Origin of the sequence: Siculibacillus lacustris (assembly GCF_004328075.1) — a bacterium.
Classification (GTDB): Bacteria; Pseudomonadota; Alphaproteobacteria; order Rhizobiales; family Ancalomicrobiaceae; genus Siculibacillus; species Siculibacillus lacustris.
Genome location: NZ_SJFN01000057.1, coordinates 1 through 15,246, shown reverse-complemented (window position 1 = coordinate 15,246; position 15,246 = coordinate 1). Strand labels below are relative to the sequence as shown.

The 15,246-nt window shown below is 61.4% G+C and carries 23 protein-coding genes and 2 tRNA genes; 19 read left to right on the top strand and 6 right to left on the bottom strand.

Annotated features, from left to right (window positions below; translation table 11 throughout):
* The 8 genes from EYW49_RS22040 to EYW49_RS22005 all read left to right on the top strand — a co-directional run.
* Positions 1-172, top strand: a 172-nt coding sequence (locus tag EYW49_RS22040; RefSeq protein ID WP_165498317.1) for an ATP-binding protein, incomplete at its 5' end; no start/stop codon positions are given.
* A 96-nt stretch (positions 173-268) separates the two neighbouring features.
* On the top strand, positions 269-517 hold the full coding sequence (locus tag EYW49_RS22035) for a hypothetical protein (protein WP_131311799.1): 249 nt from the start codon (positions 269-271) through the stop codon (positions 515-517).
* Positions 518-526: 9 nt separating this feature from the next.
* Positions 527-1,186, top strand: coding sequence for a hypothetical protein (locus EYW49_RS22030; protein WP_131311797.1), 660 nt, complete (start codon positions 527-529; stop codon positions 1,184-1,186).
* A gap of 10 nt (positions 1,187-1,196) precedes the next feature.
* Positions 1,197-2,762, top strand: coding sequence for a glycine-rich domain-containing protein (locus EYW49_RS23645; protein ID WP_131311795.1), 1,566 nt, complete (start codon positions 1,197-1,199; stop codon positions 2,760-2,762).
* Between the two features lie 7 nt (positions 2,763-2,769).
* Positions 2,770-3,450: a DUF4376 domain-containing protein gene (locus tag EYW49_RS22020; protein WP_131311793.1), complete on the top strand. Its 681-nt coding sequence runs from the start codon at positions 2,770-2,772 to the stop codon at positions 3,448-3,450.
* A gap of 26 nt (positions 3,451-3,476) precedes the next feature.
* The gene (locus EYW49_RS22015; RefSeq protein ID WP_131311791.1) at positions 3,477-3,845 is read left to right on the top strand and encodes a hypothetical protein; all 369 of its coding nucleotides are present in this window, start codon (positions 3,477-3,479) and stop codon (positions 3,843-3,845) included.
* Positions 3,846-3,946: 101 nt separating this feature from the next.
* Positions 3,947-4,426 (top strand): hypothetical protein, encoded by a 480-nt coding sequence (locus tag EYW49_RS22010; RefSeq protein WP_131311789.1) that lies wholly within the window; start codon positions 3,947-3,949, stop codon positions 4,424-4,426.
* Positions 4,427-4,434: 8 nt separating this feature from the next.
* The gene (locus EYW49_RS22005; protein WP_131311787.1) at positions 4,435-5,901 is read left to right on the top strand and encodes a hypothetical protein; all 1,467 of its coding nucleotides are present in this window, start codon (positions 4,435-4,437) and stop codon (positions 5,899-5,901) included.
* Between the two features lie 57 nt (positions 5,902-5,958).
* Here EYW49_RS22005 and EYW49_RS23765 read toward each other — a convergent pair whose 3' ends face one another.
* From EYW49_RS23765 to EYW49_RS21990, 3 genes are all read right to left on the bottom strand, one after another.
* Entirely contained in the window at positions 5,959-7,017 is a 1,059-nt protein-coding gene (locus EYW49_RS23765) for an acyltransferase family protein (protein ID WP_407695498.1), read from the bottom strand.
* Positions 7,018-7,179: 162 nt separating this feature from the next.
* Positions 7,180-7,644 (bottom strand): site-specific integrase, encoded by a 465-nt coding sequence (locus EYW49_RS21995; protein ID WP_131311783.1) that lies wholly within the window; start codon positions 7,642-7,644, stop codon positions 7,180-7,182.
* A 17-nt stretch (positions 7,645-7,661) separates the two neighbouring features.
* On the bottom strand, positions 7,662-7,928 hold the full coding sequence (locus EYW49_RS21990) for a hypothetical protein (RefSeq protein ID WP_131311781.1): 267 nt from the start codon (positions 7,926-7,928) through the stop codon (positions 7,662-7,664).
* 27 nt (positions 7,929-7,955) lie between these two features.
* Between EYW49_RS21990 and EYW49_RS21985 the strand changes: the two genes are divergently transcribed.
* The 7 genes from EYW49_RS21985 (at position 7,956) to EYW49_RS21955 (ending at position 10,808) form a co-directional block, all read left to right on the top strand.
* A complete protein-coding gene (locus EYW49_RS21985; protein ID WP_131311779.1) occupies positions 7,956-8,210 on the top strand; it encodes a hypothetical protein in 255 nt (84 codons plus the stop codon).
* A 68-nt stretch (positions 8,211-8,278) separates the two neighbouring features.
* Positions 8,279-9,478 carry a peptidoglycan-binding protein gene (locus tag EYW49_RS21980; RefSeq protein WP_131311777.1) on the top strand — a complete coding sequence of 400 codons (1,200 nt, stop codon included), beginning with the start codon at positions 8,279-8,281 and terminating at the stop codon, positions 9,476-9,478.
* A gap of 3 nt (positions 9,479-9,481) precedes the next feature.
* On the top strand, positions 9,482-9,763 hold the full coding sequence (locus EYW49_RS21975; RefSeq protein ID WP_131311775.1) for a C1 domain-containing protein: 282 nt from the start codon (positions 9,482-9,484) through the stop codon (positions 9,761-9,763).
* Between the two features lie 3 nt (positions 9,764-9,766).
* Positions 9,767-10,150 carry a hypothetical protein gene (locus EYW49_RS21970; RefSeq protein WP_131311773.1) on the top strand — a complete coding sequence of 128 codons (384 nt, stop codon included), beginning with the start codon at positions 9,767-9,769 and terminating at the stop codon, positions 10,148-10,150.
* The gene (locus EYW49_RS21965) at positions 10,128-10,352 is read left to right on the top strand and encodes a hypothetical protein (protein ID WP_131311771.1); all 225 of its coding nucleotides are present in this window, start codon (positions 10,128-10,130) and stop codon (positions 10,350-10,352) included. The genes EYW49_RS21970 and EYW49_RS21965 overlap by 23 nt, the downstream gene beginning before the upstream one ends.
* Before the next feature lie 31 nt (positions 10,353-10,383).
* The gene (locus tag EYW49_RS21960) at positions 10,384-10,614 is read left to right on the top strand and encodes a hypothetical protein (RefSeq protein WP_131311769.1); all 231 of its coding nucleotides are present in this window, start codon (positions 10,384-10,386) and stop codon (positions 10,612-10,614) included.
* Positions 10,611-10,808: a hypothetical protein gene (locus EYW49_RS21955; protein WP_131311767.1), complete on the top strand. Its 198-nt coding sequence runs from the start codon at positions 10,611-10,613 to the stop codon at positions 10,806-10,808. Before EYW49_RS21960 ends, EYW49_RS21955 begins: the two co-directional genes overlap by 4 nt.
* A gap of 52 nt (positions 10,809-10,860) precedes the next feature.
* On the opposite strand, the gene EYW49_RS21950 is transcribed toward EYW49_RS21955, so the two are convergent.
* Positions 10,861-10,937: transfer RNA gene (locus tag EYW49_RS21950), tRNA-Pro, on the bottom strand.
* Positions 10,938-11,187: 250 nt separating this feature from the next.
* On the opposite strand from EYW49_RS21950, the gene EYW49_RS21945 reads away from it, so the two are divergent.
* From EYW49_RS21945 to EYW49_RS21935, 3 genes are all read left to right on the top strand, one after another.
* A tRNA-Gln gene (locus EYW49_RS21945) sits at positions 11,188-11,262 on the top strand.
* Between the two features lie 109 nt (positions 11,263-11,371).
* Positions 11,372-12,214 carry a plasmid pRiA4b ORF-3 family protein gene (locus tag EYW49_RS21940; protein WP_228259711.1) on the top strand — a complete coding sequence of 281 codons (843 nt, stop codon included), beginning with the start codon at positions 11,372-11,374 and terminating at the stop codon, positions 12,212-12,214.
* Between the two features lie 407 nt (positions 12,215-12,621).
* Positions 12,622-13,890, top strand: a complete 1,269-nt coding sequence (locus EYW49_RS21935; RefSeq protein WP_131311765.1) for a reverse transcriptase/maturase family protein — start codon at positions 12,622-12,624, stop codon at positions 13,888-13,890.
* 10 nt (positions 13,891-13,900) lie between these two features.
* Here EYW49_RS21935 and EYW49_RS21930 read toward each other — a convergent pair whose 3' ends face one another.
* Complete coding sequence (locus EYW49_RS21930) at positions 13,901-14,668, bottom strand: phospholipase D-like domain-containing protein (RefSeq protein WP_131311764.1); 768 nt, start codon at positions 14,666-14,668, stop codon at positions 13,901-13,903.
* Between EYW49_RS21930 and EYW49_RS21925 the strand changes: the two genes are divergently transcribed.
* Positions 14,667-14,867: a hypothetical protein gene (locus EYW49_RS21925; RefSeq protein WP_131311762.1), complete on the top strand. Its 201-nt coding sequence runs from the start codon at positions 14,667-14,669 to the stop codon at positions 14,865-14,867. The genes EYW49_RS21930 and EYW49_RS21925 overlap by 2 nt on opposite strands.
* Positions 14,868-15,101: 234 nt before the next feature.
* On the opposite strand, the gene EYW49_RS21920 is transcribed toward EYW49_RS21925, so the two are convergent.
* Positions 15,102-15,246, bottom strand: a 145-nt coding sequence (locus EYW49_RS21920; protein WP_228259712.1) for an ATP-binding protein, incomplete at its 5' end; no start/stop codon positions are given.

Genomic DNA, 15,246 nt, shown 5'->3' with positions numbered 1-15,246 from the left:
TGAATGGGCGACCGTCTTCGGCGATGCCAAGATGACGACCGCGTTGCTCGACCGGCTCACCCACCACTGCCACATCCTGGAGACAGGGAACGACAGCTTCCGCTTCAAGAACAGTTCGGCGAAAACGGCCAAACCAACCAGGGAGAAGACGAGGAACTTGACCGCCAACTGACCAACCGACCATCATCAAGGCGGGTCAGTTCTCAGTGGAAAGCCTGGGTCAGTTCTCCGCGGAAATCAACACTCTGCGCTCACCGCCGACGTTGCGATGACCGTTACGACGGCCGCCGGCTACACCCATTCCGACGTCATCGCCCTGGTGACGGCGGCCCTCACGCAGAACATCAATGCGACCGGGCTCGGCAATCCGCTCCCCTACACGCAGTTGATCCGGTGGGCCTATCAGGCGAGCCCCGGCGTCACCAACGTCCAGAGCGTGACGCTCAACGGGACGACGGCCGATTTCGTCGCGACCGCGGCTCAGACCATCAAAGCCGGCACCCTGACCCTTTCGTGAGGAAACCCCATGACGGGCGATAGCGCCGACATGCTGGCGAGGCTGAAAAGCCTCCTGCCGGGCCGATGGTTCGCGGGTATCGCGCCCCTTCGCGATGCCGTGCTCGGGGCTCTCGCCGATCAATTGGCATGGGCCTACGGGCTGTTCCAATGGGTCATCACCCAATCGCGGATCTCGACGGCGACCGGAGCTTTCCTCGATCTCATCTCGTTTGATTTTCTCGGCCTCGGGCTCCGGCGCCGGACGGGCGAACTCGATGACGTCTACCGGGTCCGGGTGCTCAAGGAAATCCTCAGAGAGCGTGCGACGCGGGCCGGCATGGTCGCGGCGCTCACCGATCTGACGGGCCGCGCGCCGGTCATCTTCGAGCCTCGCCGGCCTGCCGATACGGGGTCCTACGGCCTCGGCGGGTGCGCTTATGGGGCGATCGGCGGCTATGGGTCGGTCATCATGCCGACCGAATACTTCATGACGGCGTACCGACCTGCAACTGCCGGCATCCCATACGTCGGCGGGTACGGTATCGCGGCGGCATACACCACGCCGAGCGCCACCGAATACGCAGACATTACTTCTGCCGGCGCCCAAATCGCCGACGCCGAGATTTACGAGACCATCGAGAAAACCAAGGCCCTCGGCACAACTGCTTGGGTCAATATCCAATCGTGAGGTAAGGCCGATGCGCCGTCAAATGGTCTACTCGGGGCAGATCCCCCTCGAAACGGATTTGCTGCATACCAACCGAGACGTCATGATCGCGCTCGGGTTTTTCGCTCAGGCGATCCTCGGCACGACCACGTGCGTTGATGGGCTGGCGTGCACCCCGACGTCTCCCGCTTCGATGACCGTCAACGTCGCGCCCGGCTCCATCTATGCCGTCGCTGCCGTGGATGATGCGTCCTATTCGAGCCTCGCCGCCGACACGACGCATTCGATCCTCAAGCAGGGCCTGCTCTACGACAGCGCGGCGTTCGCTCTGACGGCCCCTGCGACCGTCGGCTATGCGATCAACTATCTGATCCAGGGCACGTTTTCGGAGGTCGACGGCGGTTCGACCGTGCTCCCCTACTACAACTCGTCCAATCCCGCCGTGGCGTGGTCGGGGCCGAGCAATTCGGGGGCGGCCCAACACACCACGCGAACCGGCACGCTCTCGCTTTCGACCAAAGCGGGGACGGCGGCAACTTCCGGCACGCAGACCACGCCGAGCGCCGATGCCGGCTATGTTCCTCTGTGGGTCGTGACGGTCGCCTATGGCGCGACGTCCATTTCGTCAGGCAACATCGTCGTCCACCCGAACGCGCCCTTCATCAACCCGAAGCTGTTCGGGCTGCTCTCCAGCATCACCGGGTTCGTAGCCAAGGCCGGCGACACGATGACCGGGCTGCTCGCCGGGACGGCGTTCCGTGCGGCGAAGGGGGCGCCTGCCAACAACGCCGCTGCGGTCGGTTACGGCTTCGGCGGCGATGGCGATACCGGCCTGTTCGCGATGACCGGCACCGGCAACGACGACACGACCGAGCTGTCGATCCTCTTCAACGCGGTCCGGAAGATGTCCTTCCGCTCCGATGGTCGAGCGACGGTTGCCGCCGACCCGACCGCGGCGATGGACGTGGCGACGAAGCAATATGTCGACGCCAAGGGGGTGGCGGGCATCCAATTCATCACCGCGACCGGCACCTATACGCCGACGGCGGGCACGGTGGCCGCGCTCGTCTTCGCACAGGGTGCGGGCGGCGGCGGCGGCGGGCCAGCGACGACCGGAACACTCGGTGCGGGCGGTGGCGGCGGTGGCGGTGCCCTGGCAGTTGCCCTCGTGACGTCGCCGACCAGCACCACGGTCACCATCGGCGCGGGCGGCGCGGGCTCCAATACCGCGGCAGGCTCGGCCGGTGGGTCCACGTCGTTCGGCACTGCTGCCGTTGCCGGCGGTGGCGCGGGCGGCCTCGTCGGCTTCAACGACGGGACCGGGCTCTTCTACTCCTCCGGTGGTGTCGGTGGCACGGCCACGGCTGGAACGGTCCAACTCAAGGGCGCTCCCGGAACCGCCGCGGCCAATGTCGCCCCTGGCACGGGTGGTGCCGGCCTGTTCGGAACCGGTGGCGGGGTGCACGGCATGGTCTCCCCTGGCACGCCGCGGTCTCCGGGTGCAGGCGTCAATGGCGGTGGCGGCGGCGGTGCCGAGGACTCGCAGACCGGCGGCACGGGCGGTAATGGCTGCGTCCTGATCATCGAATTCAAGTGAGGCACCCATGAAAATCCTGACCTATCAGGGCGGCGTTGCCGTCGATTGCATGGTCGCCCCGGAGGGCGCGACGATTTCCGCCGATGGGCGCCGTCTCACCTGGGTCCACACGATCCCCGAACACACGCGCATCGTGCCTGCACACACGGCGTCGGTCACGGTCGACGCGACGACCGAAATCGTCCCGGCGGCGACGATCGATGATGGGATCGACGCGCCCGACGGATGCATGTTCGTCGCCGCGACCGAGGCCGCCGGCATCGGCTGGCACATCGACGAGGCCGGGTCCCCGTGCCCGCCGGTAATCTCGCTCGACGAGGCCCGCACTGCCAAGGTCGCCGAGTTGCGCGCGGCCTGCTCTGCGGCGATCGTCGGCGGCTTTGTCTCGGCTGCGCTCGGCAGCCCCCACACGTACCCGAGCAAGCCGACCGACCAGACCAATCTCATGGGCTCGGTCGTCGCCTCGATGCTGCCCGGCGTCGCCGCCGACTGGTCAACGCCGTTCTGGTGCGCGGATGGGGTCGGGGAATGGGCGTTCCTGCCCCATACCGCTGCGCAGATCCAGACCGCCGGCGCCGACGGCAAGGCCTGGGTCGTGACCTGTCAGACGTCGCTCGACACGCTCACCGCCGAGGCACTGATGGCGCCCGACGCCATCGCGCTTGCTGCGATCACCTGGGCCGCCTGACCCCCACCATCCCCGGGAGTTCCAACATGACGAACCCTTCTCTGGCGGTCGCCGTCCCGGCCGCTCAAGGCACCGTGTCGGTGGCCATCCTCAACGGCAATAGCCTGTCCGGCCCGATCGACCTCGCGGGCGGCCGCCTCGCGCGCATCGTGCTCCCCTCCGCATTGGACGGGACGACGGTGACGTTCCGGACCAGCTACGACGGCGCCACATTCGGCAACCTCTACGACGAGAGCGGGAATGAGGTCGCCTACATCGTCGCCGCGTCGCGCTCAGTGCGGGTGCCGCTCGTCGATTGGCTCGGCGTCGCCTGGCTCGAAATCCGCACCGGCACATCCGGCGCCCCCGTGGTGCAATCCGCCGATCGTGCCCTCACGCTCGTCATGGTGCTCTGATGCTGGTCCTCGGCACATCGCTCAAGGCCGTTGCCACCCTCGGCAAGGGCGTGGGGCTCTCGACCATCCTTCTTCGCGCCTTCTTTGCAGGAGCAATCTAAATGGCTGGCTTTGTCCCTAAATCCCTCGCCTCGCTGGTTTCGACGGTCGCCAATTGGTGGCAGGGCGATGACGGGTCGGTGATGCCGGCCCACGCGGCAATGTTGGTCGACGTTAATGGGACGGCGATTGGCATCAGCCCAAACCCGTCGAGCACGTATAAACGGCAAAATTCGTCGGCGTCGGAAACGGGGCTGACGATCAAGGCGACGGCCGGGTACCTTTACGGCGTCACAGGATATAACAATTCGGCGTCGGTTCGGTATTTGCGGTTTATGAACCGCAACGCTGCCGCTACTAGCGTTGATATAGGCGTGATGATCCTTCGACTCCCGCCATCATCGGTTTTTAATTTTACATGGCCGGCAGGGTATTACTTCTCATCTGCAATTGCCTTTGGCCTCACAACTGATAACGGATCGACGAGTTCGAGCAGTGTGTCGGCAGCCGACATTCAGGATCTCAATTTCTTCTACGCATGAGGTAGGTTATGCGCCCTTTACGGTTATTGGCAGGGGGACTTGGTATCGGCGGTGGTGGCGGCGGAACGTCGTTCGACACCTTCTATGTCGACGCGGTCAACGGCTCCGACAGCAATTCCGGCGCGTACCCTTCCCAGGCGTGGAAGACGACCGACAAGGTATCGTCGCTTTCCTACTCGCCGGGCGCGCGCGTCCTGTTTAAGCGTGGACAATCGTTCCCGCTGAGCGACACATTGCGGCTCAGGCCGAATGGCGGCTCGAACCGCAAGGACACAGACACGCCCGTCTACGTTGGCGCGTATGGCGGGACGGTCCTCGATCCGCTGCCGAAACTGTCGTCGTGGAAGTATCTCGACCCGGCCGGATGGTCTCTTTATTCGTCGAATATCTGGCGTATCGACGCAAATGCAGCGGTCTTGAGGACGGGTTCGCAGACTTCTGGGAGCGACGGAGCCAATATCGGTCGGCTTCTAGTCGATGGAGCTATCAAGACTTATCGACGGCAATCGATCGCAGAATGTGTCGCGGACTGGGATTTCTACGCCGACGATACGCAATACCTTTATGTCCGTGCCCCGGCCAATCCTTCCGCGCTCGCGGCAGAAATCCGCGCCGCTCCGAACGTCTGGCAGATCGGAATGGACCCTGGCATCAAGATCCGTGACATATGGTTCGAGGGGACCGGCGGTCACGCATGCAACGTCGGAAGCAATACCGACGTTCAATGGTGCGTAATGCACATCATTGGCGGTTCGAATCTTTCCGGTCACCGATATGGTGATGGATTTCAGCAGTTCGGTGGCGCGCAAAACGTTACGTGTAAGAACTGCCTCTTCTGGGAAAACTACGACTCGGCCCTGACTATTCAGGGATATCCGATGAATACATCGACGTCCGGGTGGGATAACGTAGATCTCAGTGATAATTGGGTGGCTCGTTGTCAGTCGGCCCTCGAACTCTGGGCTACCTATGGCGCTGCCGCAAATTCGGGGACATGCCCGCCTGGCTCGGGGTTCCGCACTGTCGCCGCGAGGCGGCTGCATTTGTTCGATGTCGGTCGCGGCTTCTCTCGCCTCGGTCGGTGGGACTATCTGGCGTGGTCTGCCCTCGTCCAGAACCCGACCGAAACGCCGTACTTTCCAGTTCCGATCAGTATATCCGAGATGAAAAACTGCTCGGATACGCTGTTGTTTGGTCCTGCACCGATTGACCCTCTGCCGCCGAGCCGAACCGGGTCCGTCAACAGCAGCGATTATCGGTTCGAGGTGTCCGCTCTGTCGCTTCCGTCGGGCTCTCGGATCGATCGCAAGATGACGTACACTGTGGAGCAATTTATAGACTACAATTCCGCTGCAATCGTAAAATTTGATCAATCGACGATGGCGATTGAACCGTCCGGTTCGACGGGGTTTGCTGATGCAGTGTTGACCCCGTTTGCGAACATTTACGCATCATGGCTCGCTACGCATCCATGACACCGCGACTGTCAGATTTTCACTGCGGTTCGGGCCACGTATCGCCTATGACAACACCTACTCGGCCGACTGCGCTCGGCGTGACTGTGTTTGACGCCGCGCAAAATCAAGTGCTGGGCGTTCAATCACAAACCAACTAGCGAAAGCAATAACCGCTACAATAGCGGAAGATATAAGAGAAACTACGAAGGAGTCACGACTGACATAGTATATAATAATGCTCTGTACAGGCCAAGCGTAGAGATATACTCCGTAAGATATATCAAAACTCGCCGTAAATACGCTTGGCAATAGAGCTTTAACCCGAAATGCAGCCCAAAATATCATATAGCCGCCAAATATCGCAAAGCTCGCCTCTGCGGTGATCCGATTAGTCATTCCGACGAGAAGGCAGGCCGCGGAAAGCGAGGCTGTCCAATGTCGGTAGTATATGCGTGCGCGATATAAGTAAAATGTCATTCCGCACACAAATAGACCAAAAAACCGCACATCATCACGTGGGTATCCTATAATAGAACTCCCAGGAAATTCAATCTTGGGAATTATCTCTAGTGCGTTGATCGACAAAAGAAAAGCGGCGACTAACGGGAATACGATTTTGTATCGTTCACTAAGTAGTCCGGAAGACCCTGCTATTAATACAATTATATAGCAGCGGAATTCATACGCGATTGTCCAAAGTGACCCATTGAGGCTAGGAAACGGGAGGCCTGGGAACACGGCAAAACCATTTGGAGGCATCAGTCTTATGTTTGCAAGAAGTCCCGTTAATGCCGTTGATACATTGAAACCGGATAAACCTGCTCCCGCGAGTGGGGCAACGATTAGAACGCAAATCCAAAAAACAACAAGATACCCGGGAAATATCCTGAGAACTCTCTTTTTTGAATACGACCAAACAGATGATGAGTTTTCGAAGCTTTGTGTTATGAGGTACCCGCTTATTATAAAGAACGCATCAACGGCGATCTCTGCCAATGTAAGATTGCCAAATATGTAATATAGAATTTCATATTTGCGCGATCCATGAATCATTTGTGGTGTGTGAGAATACAAAACTAATGATGCGAATATTAGTCTTAGTGCCCCAAAATTATTATTTCTAGTGGCATCCATCATAAAGGCCCCTACCTGCTTGCTGCGCAGAAGCTAACATGCGGTCACCTGTGATCGCAAGTTGTGTGCTTTCATGTCGTCGCCCATGGTTTCCGGTCGCCCCCCCACGCCCTGATCAAGTTTGTGGGGGTGCCGAGCGTCGCCCGGCATCCCCGTCGCATCTCACAACTCGCCGAACGAGTGCAGGTTCATCCTATCGGCGACGAGCCTCCCGGCGTTGATTCTCGGATGGACGTAGGTCTCCAGAAAGACCTTGGAACTTCTCCACTCGCCTGCCGCCATCGCGGTGCCAATGTCGATGCCGAGTTCGATTGCCGTCGTGGCGAAGGTATGACGACCGCAGAGATGCGGGCTCTTGTAGGGGATCTCGGCGCGCCGGCAGACGGCTCGGATGCGCTCCGAAACCGAGAAGCGGCTGGTGTAGCGAAACACCCGATCGCCGCGGCTTCGACCCGCCTGCACGCGCCGAGACCTGCATCGCCTCGCTGATGGCTCGCGATGGTCGCGGCACAGATCAGCCTCCGAGGTGCTGGTCGCCCATCGCACAGCACCGCTCGGCTCGCGCATGAGGATCACCCGCCTCGATACCGGCGTGTCGATCGTCGCCGCGGGCCGCGGCCTCGGCATCGACGGTCTCGCCCGGGTCAGGGTCGATCCGGCTCCGTAGGCGGCCGGACCCCGACCGCCGTCTCTGCGGCAATGGCCGCTGCTCTCGGCGTATCCGCCTCGCCGCGGCCGGCCGAGCGCTCGTCGCGGGCCGCGAACCACGCCCAACGCCCGACCTGCGGGCCACCGACCAGCCGGTAGATCCGCAGCGAGATCAGATCGTCGCCGGTCGCCATGAAGTCGTCGGCGGCGTTCGGTTCCGCCGGCCACGTTCGCCGCCATTTCAGAATCGGCCGCTCTTCCATCGCCACCCTCCTCACAAGGACACCACCATGAGCATGAAGCCCGATCTCGTCGCGTCCCTGCGCGCGCTGCTCGCCGCCAAGGCACCGACCCGCACCGCGGAAGACGCCGCCCGTGCGGACGCCCACACCCACGCTCTCGCCGAACTTCAGGCGGCGCAGGCCGCCGAGGATGCCGCAGTCGTCGCGGCCCGTTCCGCCGAAGACGCGCCGCTGCTCGAGGCGATCACCGCCATCAGCGCCTATGCCCCCGACGGGATGGATTTTCAGCCGGCGGCGGCCTGACCGACGCAGTCCCGACCGATCCAGCCTCGGCGCCTTCGGGCGCCGCTCCCGCATCCGGAGATGAGACCATGATCCCCTTCGAAACTCTGTCGGCCGAATATGGGCGCCTCTGGTCGACCGCCGTCGTCCGCGGTGCATGGTCCGCCGAGGCGCGTCAGACCGCCGCGAAGATCCTACGCGACCGGGCGCGCTACGAGGCGATCGGCGCCGATGACCGGTCTCGGGCGCCGTGGTGGTGGATCGGCGTGATTCATCACATGGAGTGTGGCGGCCAGTTCGACCGGCACCTCGCCAACGGCGACCCGCTCACCTCTCGCACCCGACAGGAGCCGCCCGGTCTGCCGCGGGACGGCAAGCCGCCCTTCACTTTCGAGGAGGGAGCAGTCGCGGCGTTGGAGATCAAGCACGTCTCCAAGGTCGAGGATTGGTCGATCGAGCGCGCTCTCTATGGATGGGAGGTCTACAACGGCCTCGGCTACCGCGACAACCATCCCGAGACGCTGTCGCCCTACCTCTGGAGCGGCACCAACCACTACACCTCGGGCAAGTACGTCCGTGATCATGTCTGGTCGGCCTCCGCCGTCTCCGGACAGATCGGCGCCGCGGCGATCCTGGCGGCACTCATCGCGCTCTGCCCCGAGATCCCGATCGCGCTGCCCGACGGTGTCCATGCCGATCCGCCGCCGGCTCTCGCCGGCTTCGAGCTCGAAGCGGTGCAGCGCGCTCTCAAGGGCCTCGGCTACTACACCGGGACGCCCGACGGCAAGCCGGGGCGCCTCACCACCCAGGCCGTTGCCGGTTTCCGGCACGATCACGGCATGGGTCCGGGCGGATGGGACGCGGCGTGCCGCGATGCGCTCGATGCGGCGCTCCGCACCGGGCAGACGGCGAGCGTGTCCGACGCCCGCGCGACCGCACCGATTGCCGCTGTCGCCGATCAGCCCGTCGTCGTGGCGGCCGAAACGTCGAAGACCTCCGCGAAGCAGGTCGTCCTCGGCGGCCTCGCCACGGCCGGCGCATCGCTGCTCGGGCCGGATGGTGACCCCGTCGGGCGAGTGCAGAGCGTCGTCGACAAGGCCAAGGCCGCCCGTGGCCTCTACGGCGAAATCGCGGACCTTGTCGGGCCGGTCCTCGGATGGCTCGGCGATCACCCGGCGCTGCTCGGTGGTGCCGTGCTTGTCGGCGTCGGTGCTTGGTGGTGGGCGCGCGCCCATGGCCAGCAGCTCCGGGTGCTCGACCTGTTCCACGCCGGCCGAGACGGGGGGTGACCGATGGCCCTGTTCGGCGACTGGCGCGATACGCGGGCGGTGATCGAGGCCGCCTATGAGGGAATCGGGGAAAGCCACCCCGGCAACATTCCTCGTCGCGATTGGAACTTGGTGGAGCGGGCTCTCGAAAAATTCAAAGCGCTTTCCGGTCGGACATGCGGCGAGTGTGGCCAGCCGATCGCGTTTCGGGCCGAAATCGTCTGCCTCGATTGTGGGGTGGCACTCCACAAGGGCTGCGCGCCGCGTCACTTCTGGCCGGCTGGTCGGCCTGATCGGAGGGACTGAGCAATGGTCTCCGCTCTCCTCCTCGCATGGTCCTTCTTCTCGACCACCATCCTCGGCCCGGTCGTCAAGGTCGTGGCGCCGCTGCTCGAGGCGGCACTCAAGACGCCGCTCGGCGCGGCGATCATCACCGCCATCGTCGTCTACCCGGTCGCCGACTGGCATGGCGGCCACGTCGAGCGCCAGCGACAGGCCGCGGCGGTCGCCGTCGAGGTGGTGCGCCGCGCCGCGTTCGACGCCTCCGACCGGCGCGACGCCAAAGCCGATTCCTCGGTGCTCGCCGCCAAGGCGGCGGCGCGTGCCGCCATATTCGAGGAGATCTCCCATGCTCCGATCCCGATCCCTCGCCCTGGTGATCGCGGCGTCTATGACGGCAGCCGCCTGCGCTGACCGGACGCTCGCCGTTCTTCCTGACAGACCGGTGATCGCGGCACCGGAGGCAATGGCGCCGTGTCGGCGCAAGACGACGCAGCCGACCCGCCTGCTCACGGTCGAAGAGATCGATCTCGGTTGGCGCACCGATCGCGACCGCCTCGAAGACTGCGCGGACCGTCACGATGTGCTCATCGCCGCCATCAAGCGGCGGCAGTGACCAACAAAACCAAAATCGCGAAGGAGCGCCGATGACCGCCGCCGACACCGAACACGCCGAGCGCATCGCCATTTTGGAGACCAAGGTCGATGCCCTGACCGCGTCCGTCGACAAGCTGTCCACGCAGGTTGAGACCCTGGTCGCGCTGTTTCAGCAGGCCAAGGGCGCGCGCTGGGTGCTGATGGTGGCGGCCGGTCTCGGCGGCTATCTCGCCGGCAAGGGCGCCATGCTGAGCGCATGGGTTGGGACGGTGGCGCGATGATCGACATCGAGACCGACCCGATCCACGCCGATATCGAGGCCTGGGATCTCGCCGCCGCCGTCAGAGACCGCGCCTCGGCGATGGGGCGCGATCCGGTGGTGCTGCTCGCCGCGGCGCTGCTGCTGATGGATCGGGACGGGATGCTGGCCTGGATGCGGGCACAGAAAAGCACCCGGACGTCGGGCGCCGGGTGACGTAGTTTTCCGTGAAGCTTTCCGTCTTGCTCTTCGGGAAAGAGCTAAGCGGTGGTCGGAGTGGCAGGATTTGAACCTGCGACCCCCTCGTCCCGAACGAGGTGCGCTACCAGACTGCGCTACACTCCGTGACCGCGAGGGGTGTATAGCGGCCCGGCCCGGACCCCGCAAGCCCCTAATCGCCACGCGAGCGGAGACGCGGTGTGCGGCGCTCGCATCCGGGGATACCGCCGCGCGTGTCGTCGGGCGGTGGCCACGCGGCATCCGCGGCGCGATGCGAGGGCCGAATCCGGCGCCGCGCCGCCGGTTGCCCGGGGGGAGCGAAGTCGCTATAGGAACGTCCGTCCGCCGGCCGGGTCGCACCCGCTTCGCGGATTTCTGGGGCGTCGCCAAGTGGTAAGGCAGGGGATTTTGATTCCCCCATCCGCAGGTTCGAATCCTGCCGCCCCATCCAATCTTGTTGTGGAGCCATGAATCTGAGATTCACCGCGAATATCTGAGATTCTCGCTTCCTAAAATTAAGAGCATTTTCTGAAACTAAATATTCTGAAGTATAGTTGGCCTTGGGTTGGTGGCATTCCAAACGCTGGTTATTACCGCTGTTTTCGCCCGACCCATGGCAATCCCGTCACGACGCTGTGCGATCTCCGGTGATTGGTGCCGATTATGCGGCTACGCGAACCGATGACGCAAAGCTGAAGGGCAGCGTTGCCCGTTGTCGTTCCGATGTGGTGTTGGAGCGGGGCTCCATCCTCGGTTATCATCGCGCAATGACAGCGACCGCCTCCTACACCAATCGAATCGCTCGTATCCGAATCGAACTCGAGCATTTCGAGCCGAGGATATGGCGTCGTGTGGAGGTGCCTCTCACCACGAGCCTTCGTGGGCTGCACGACCTCATCCAGGCGGTCTTCCCATTCGAGAACTACCACCTCTTCCAATTTCGGGTGGGGGGTGACGAGGAGCCGAGGCGATACGGCGTCCCCAACATCGATGGCATCGACTGGGTGAAAATCTACGACGCCAGAAATCTGAAGATCGGAACGCTCGTCGATCGTAGTGTGGTGGAGTTCGCCTACAACTACGATTTCGGTGATAACTGGGAATTCAAAGTCGACGTGGAGGAGGTCTCCGTTCTCGATCCCGCCCGTGACTACCCGAGGTTCATCGATGGCGAACACCGTGCGCCCCCTGAGGACGTCGGTGGCATCACCGGCTTCGAGGAGTTCCTCGACGCCATGGCAAAGCCACGGAGTCGGAACCATCACCGCATGGTGGCCTGGTACGGCAGCGTGTTCGATCTGAACGATCTCGACAAAGGGACCATCGCCAAGGGAGTCGAGATGTTGGTCAGGCGTCGTGCCGTAGGGAAAAGCAGCTACGCGAAGAGTCGCGGTGAGATTTGAGCGACCGAGAATCTCGTGTACGACGACATGGGAAAGATGGGTAAGGCTGCGAACCAAGGCTTGTAAGGTTGCGTCCCTCAATCCATATTGGAGACGCCTCTCGGAAATGGCCGAGTGGTCGGACTGTTGAGACTGTCAACCTCGAAAGTGGCTGCCGGCAACACGATGCTGATCAGCATCGCGACGACCGCGACCCAATCGAATGAGACACTGAGCATAGCTCGGACCTCCACGGTTACATTATACCGCCTCGCGTTTTTAGACCCGTGTTGGATAGAAGTTCGAAGCTCAGACACATCGAACCGAAGCTGACAGATGGCGGCGTGCGTTCGGGGGATGTCCGGTCAACCGCCGGGGCTCAGGGTCAGAGCTAATCCCCCGAACTCTGCGACTGCGAGGGCGCTCAGTTGAATCTGGATTGGTTTCGACCAAGAGGCTACAAGCACTTCGATCGTCCCGTATGTGAGAAGTTTGCTCTCAAGGCGACTGACCCAAAATTTGTTTCGCGACATGCCTTCAGTCCGATGATCCGGTACATCAAATCGGAAAAGCGGTACCGCAAGACAAAGGGCGCGGAAAGAGGCAAAACAAAATACAAAGACAGACCAATCATGTATGCCTCGCATAGGGATGCATGCATTTTGTCTTACTATTCATTCTTGCTTGGAAACGAACTCAATGATTTTTATATTAAGCGCGGCATTAGTGAGAACGTCATTGCTTATAGGCCGCTGGGCAGGGGTAACTATCACTTCGCTGCTGATGTCTTTGAATTTGCAAAGACCAATTCTCCGGTCACCATTCTCGCGTTCGATGTGACCGGCTTCTTCGACAATCTGGATCATGGGTTGCTGAAGACGCGTCTGAAGAGAATGCTGAATACGGTTAGCTTGAGTGATGATTGGCTGCGTGTTTTCCGACATATTTCACGATTTCATTACGTCGAACTCGAGAAACTCCGAGAGAACCCAAAATATGCCGAAAGCTTAAAGGCGAAGGGGCGGGAACCAATCGCGACGATTCTCGACTTGAAGGCGTCCGGTATTGCTTTCAAACCGAATCCCACTCCGAACGTGGGAATTCCGCAAGGCACTCCGATCAGCGCTACGCTCTCAAATCTCTATATGATCGATTTTGATTTGGCAGCGAAGGCATATTGCGACGGCATAGGTGGACTATACCGTCGATATTCCGACGACATCCTCGTCATATGCAAAGATGAATTCGCTGCCCAAGCCGAGGCAACAATTGGTGGGCTCGTCCGTGCAGAAAAATTGGAACTGAGCATAGCAAAAACGGAGCGAACGCGCTTTGATCATACAGCTCCTGCTCATTTACCAAAGAAGGCAGCTCAATACCTCGGGTTCAATTTCCATCCCGATGGGGTGTACATCCGAGCAAGTTCGCTCTCCCGCCAGTGGCGGAAGATGAAGCGAGCGTTCAAGAGAACGCAGCGCGTTGCAGAAGAGGCAATCGCGAAGGGGCGCTCGAGTAAAGTCTACACGAAGCGCCTGCGGAGACGTTTTACGCCTCTTCAGTTTCGGAACTTCTCATCCTATGCTCGACGAAGCGCGAATGCATTTGGGCAGGGGGAGAAAATATCTCGACAATTGAAGAGATTCGAGAGGGCGGTATTCGAGAAATTGAAATTACTCGACACCGTTGGTGAGGATTGATGCGGGTCTATCAATTTGCGGAAGAGCGCCAGCCAGCCTCTTGCGCCTCATGCTCGGAACAGAACCACCGTTTCTTCGGATCTGTCATCGTCACCCTTTCATAGTCTCGTCCCCCGGGCAGATGATAGATGCGCTCGCCCTTCCGGTTGACGTTGCCCTTGATCATGCAAGCGGTGGACGAGGTCGGCTGACGGGTCGTGGAGGCGGGTGCAGCGGGCGGCATGGCGAGAGAGACTGGTTGCGCCCTGGACCACATCCGTTCGAAGTTTTCTGTGAATGACCGGACAGTTGCGCCATCCGATGAGACGATCAGATCGTTGTCCTGCTGCTTCAAGCCGCTCGCTGTGAAGTTCGCCGATCCCGATCGGATAACGGTCCCGTCCACGAGATAGGATTTCAAGTGCATGATGGGACCAGGGCGTTTCATCCGTGCGTCCGCCAGTAGCGGAGTGAGCCTCGCCAGGTCGTGTTTCTGTGTGGGATCGAGAACGACCCGGATGACCACGCCGCGCGCCTTGGCGGCTATCAGGGCGTCGATGACGGGGCGATCGGTGAGGATATACGCCGCCATGTCGATCGTGTCGCCAGCCTCGTCCAGTAGCCCCACGTCGACACGCTCGAGATTCTCCACGGGCGCGTAGTGGATGACGAAGTCGCCCGCCAACGCGGCCTGCGCCCCAATGCCGCCGACGACCACCCACAACCCGAGCAGGAAACTTATCCCCACTCGCGCCAGCCGTGGCAATATGTGTCGGTTGGTGATGGAGACGACGGCCATGTCCGAGGAATCCGAATCTGCAGCACGAGTGATCACGGTAGCGCTGAAGGAGTTGGTTCGTATCGCCAATGAGGGCAATCTGCCGATGCTTGCCTACATGCTCGACATGGCGCTGGTCGAGGCCAAGGCGCAGGAGGGAAGCTCGGCACAGCAAACAGCAAGCGTGATCTCGCTGGATTTCCGAAGCCGCCGAAATTGAGAGTCGAATAGCATCTTGGTCCCACATCCTTGGTATAATTTGCAAAATATATAAAGTTGAGGAGCCTGACGTGAATTCACCGCGTCGGATGACACGAAAAGATCTTTACGAGTTGGTTTGGAAGTTGCTGCGCGCTTCGCTGAATCCGGACAGCCATTCCGCTAATTCCCGGACAGCGTTTCCGCTAAAGTCCGGACAGTTTTGACGGGGTGGTCCTCGGGTGCCTCGTTTTCGTCAGGGGTTATAGGTTTCGCCGTTTTCGGCGGGGGTCAAGAGGGGCGAGGCCCTTTGCTTGCGCATGCTGTCGCCGGCCAGTTCGATGCGGTGGGCGTTGTGGACGAGGCGGTCGAGCACGGCGTCGGCGACGGTATTGTCTGTC

Excerpts from the sequence above, each read along its gene's own strand:
- EYW49_RS22035 (WP_131311799.1), top strand. The coding sequence starts at position 269 with ATGACCGTTACGACGGCCGCCGGCTACACCCATTCCGACGTCATCGCC.
- EYW49_RS22030 (WP_131311797.1), top strand. The coding sequence starts at position 527 with ATGACGGGCGATAGCGCCGACATGCTGGCGAGGCTGAAAAGCCTCCTG.
- EYW49_RS23645 (WP_131311795.1), top strand. The coding sequence starts at position 1,197 with ATGCGCCGTCAAATGGTCTACTCGGGGCAGATCCCCCTCGAAACGGAT.
- EYW49_RS22020 (WP_131311793.1), top strand. The coding sequence starts at position 2,770 with ATGAAAATCCTGACCTATCAGGGCGGCGTTGCCGTCGATTGCATGGTC.
- EYW49_RS22015 (WP_131311791.1), top strand. The coding sequence starts at position 3,477 with ATGACGAACCCTTCTCTGGCGGTCGCCGTCCCGGCCGCTCAAGGCACC.
- EYW49_RS22010 (WP_131311789.1), top strand. The coding sequence starts at position 3,947 with ATGGCTGGCTTTGTCCCTAAATCCCTCGCCTCGCTGGTTTCGACGGTC.
- EYW49_RS22005 (WP_131311787.1), top strand. The coding sequence starts at position 4,435 with ATGCGCCCTTTACGGTTATTGGCAGGGGGACTTGGTATCGGCGGTGGT.
- EYW49_RS23765 (WP_407695498.1), bottom strand. The coding sequence starts at position 7,017 with ATGGATGCCACTAGAAATAATAATTTTGGGGCACTAAGACTAATATTC.
- EYW49_RS21995 (WP_131311783.1), bottom strand. The coding sequence starts at position 7,644 with ATGCCGAGGCCGCGGCCCGCGGCGACGATCGACACGCCGGTATCGAGG.
- EYW49_RS21990 (WP_131311781.1), bottom strand. The coding sequence starts at position 7,928 with ATGGAAGAGCGGCCGATTCTGAAATGGCGGCGAACGTGGCCGGCGGAA.
- EYW49_RS21985 (WP_131311779.1), top strand. The coding sequence starts at position 7,956 with ATGAGCATGAAGCCCGATCTCGTCGCGTCCCTGCGCGCGCTGCTCGCC.
- EYW49_RS21980 (WP_131311777.1), top strand. The coding sequence starts at position 8,279 with ATGATCCCCTTCGAAACTCTGTCGGCCGAATATGGGCGCCTCTGGTCG.
- EYW49_RS21975 (WP_131311775.1), top strand. The coding sequence starts at position 9,482 with ATGGCCCTGTTCGGCGACTGGCGCGATACGCGGGCGGTGATCGAGGCC.
- EYW49_RS21970 (WP_131311773.1), top strand. The coding sequence starts at position 9,767 with ATGGTCTCCGCTCTCCTCCTCGCATGGTCCTTCTTCTCGACCACCATC.
- EYW49_RS21965 (WP_131311771.1), top strand. The coding sequence starts at position 10,128 with ATGACGGCAGCCGCCTGCGCTGACCGGACGCTCGCCGTTCTTCCTGAC.
- EYW49_RS21960 (WP_131311769.1), top strand. The coding sequence starts at position 10,384 with ATGACCGCCGCCGACACCGAACACGCCGAGCGCATCGCCATTTTGGAG.
- EYW49_RS21955 (WP_131311767.1), top strand. The coding sequence starts at position 10,611 with ATGATCGACATCGAGACCGACCCGATCCACGCCGATATCGAGGCCTGG.
- EYW49_RS21925 (WP_131311762.1), top strand. The coding sequence starts at position 14,667 with ATGTCCGAGGAATCCGAATCTGCAGCACGAGTGATCACGGTAGCGCTG.
- EYW49_RS21930 (WP_131311764.1), bottom strand. The coding sequence starts at position 14,668 with ATGGCCGTCGTCTCCATCACCAACCGACACATATTGCCACGGCTGGCG.